This is a genomic window from Microcystis sp. M53598_WE2 (assembly GCF_030067735.1).
In the GTDB taxonomy this organism is placed as follows: domain Bacteria; phylum Cyanobacteriota; class Cyanobacteriia; order Cyanobacteriales; family Microcystaceae; genus Microcystis; species Microcystis aeruginosa.
Genome location: NZ_JASJFE010001082.1, coordinates 1 through 1,833 on the forward strand (window position 1 = coordinate 1; position 1,833 = coordinate 1,833).

3 protein-coding genes are annotated in these 1,833 nt (G+C 40.4%); 1 reads left to right on the forward strand and 2 read right to left on the reverse strand.

From position 1 onward, the window contains the following. Positions 1-200 (forward strand): 4a-hydroxytetrahydrobiopterin dehydratase (locus tag PX636_RS22065; RefSeq protein WP_288118915.1); only part of this gene is annotated, 200 nt, incomplete at its 5' end. Between the two features lie 13 nt (positions 201-213). Here the strand turns inward: PX636_RS22065 and PX636_RS22070 are convergent. Both PX636_RS22070 and PX636_RS22075 read right to left on the reverse strand, forming a co-directional pair. Continuing rightward, entirely contained in the window at positions 214-801 is a 588-nt protein-coding gene (locus tag PX636_RS22070; protein ID WP_288118918.1) for a pilus assembly FimT family protein, read from the reverse strand. A 225-nt stretch (positions 802-1,026) separates the two neighbouring features. Continuing rightward, positions 1,027-1,500 carry a tRNA (cytidine(34)-2'-O)-methyltransferase gene (locus tag PX636_RS22075; RefSeq protein WP_012267724.1) on the reverse strand — a complete coding sequence of 158 codons (474 nt, stop codon included), beginning with the start codon at positions 1,498-1,500 and terminating at the stop codon, positions 1,027-1,029. Positions 1,501-1,833 lie beyond the last annotated feature (333 nt).

Below are 1,833 nucleotides of genomic sequence, written 5' to 3' on the forward strand. Positions count from 1 at the left end.
AAACTTTGAAATTTAACAATTTTATCGAAGCGATCGCTTTTGTTAATCGCTTAGTTACTCCAGCTGAATTCCTAGGTCATCATCCTGATATTACCATCAATTACAATCGCGTTACTCTTTCCCTCACTACCCATGACGTGGGAGGTTTAAGTAACTTAGATTTTGATTTAGCTCAACAAATCGAGTGCCTGATTCCCTAGTTTTAAATCAGCTTTAACCCACACATCTATTATCTTGGCGAATATCCCAACTACCATCAACACGGAATAAAAATAAACAGCGTTTGTCGGGTGTACCGGAAGCAACTAAAGTAATTCTGCCTAACTGTCCCCAAGAACCCCCTAACCCCCCCTTTGTATCGGCCCAACTAGCGCGATAAATTGTCCCTTGATTACCGACAGGTCCACTAACTCGGCGTAGGGTAGAATTATTAGTATCGATGCTAACACCACGAGTGATGGGAGTCCAATCGGTGACATTTTCACATTCGTCTCCTTGTACTTTTGCCACTTTAATCTGTTCAGTTTCACTTTCTGCCATGCACAAAGATAGGGGATGAAAACCTTCTCCTGTGGCTTGATAACGGGTATTTTTCCACTGTTGTGATATTTCAAAGGTGGCGATATTTAAGCGAATCCAAGCCATTAAACGATGATAAACAGAAAGGGCAAGAGTTACGAGAATTCCTAATAAAATTAGGGTAACTAACATCTCGACTTGAGTTAAGCCAGAGGTGGATTTTTGCCGATTAAAAAGCTGTAAATTGCGAAAAGTATTGGGAGAAAGGTCGAAGATATTCATGAGCCTCATCTTGCCTTTTTATTTTCAATAAATTATGGGATTAGAAAGGAGCAAAAATTAATTTGCGCTAGGATAATCCACATAATTTCTTGCTGTTATTACGGACAAAATTGACGGCGATCGCTTTTTTATCGCTACGGGCAAAAATGAGCTAAATAAAAGCAATTTTCTAATTTTTTTGGTCAATTCAGTTTATTTGCTCTGTTTATATAGCCAAATGTCCCGCTAACGAATAAATCCCAATTGTCGTCTGGCCTCAAATAATCCGATGGCCACACTAACGGAAAGATTTAAACTTCTCACCCCCGGTTCCGCCATGGGAATATAAACCGTGTCATCGCACTTATTTAATAAATCTGCCGGAATACCGTCGGTTTCACTGCCAAAAAGTAGCCAATCTCCGCTTTGATAGCTGTATTCCACATAACTACTGCTGCCGCGCACTGTAAACCCGATCGCCCTTCCGCCGCTCTTTTGTTGATAATCACAGAAGTCATTAATTGTCAAGTGGTACATAAGTTTTACATAGGGCCAATAATCTAAGCCGGCCCGCTTCAGATAGCGATCGCTAATTTCAAAACCCAAGGGACCAACTAAATGCAATTCTGTCCTCGTTGCGGCGCAAGTACGGGCAATATTCCCCGTATTTGGCGGAATTTGCGGATTGATTAAAACCACTCGTAAAATCGCTTCAGTCATCAGTCATCAGTTATCAGTTATCAGTTATCAGTTGACTGTTTACAGCAAAAAACTCCCCACCTCTCAATTGATAATTCATAATTTATAATTTATAATTCCCACTTCCCATCTCCCTTGGGTGAGGACTAACTATACTGGATTCTGCCCCACCCTAGTCAAACTTATTTTAATTTAATTGGGATAACTATCCATACTCAACGGAACTAGATCGCCATAGATCGTCAAACCTAACAACATTGTTTCATTAGCGGGGATTAACTTGCCTGTAAGAGCGCAAATCTCATTTTTTCTAGCTGTAGCGTTAAATACTGCCCTTATATCGGTGGCACAAAA

Excerpts from the sequence above, each read along its gene's own strand:
- PX636_RS22070 (WP_288118918.1), bottom strand. The coding sequence starts at position 801 with ATGAATATCTTCGACCTTTCTCCCAATACTTTTCGCAATTTACAGCTT.
- PX636_RS22075 (WP_012267724.1), bottom strand. The coding sequence starts at position 1,500 with ATGACTGAAGCGATTTTACGAGTGGTTTTAATCAATCCGCAAATTCCG.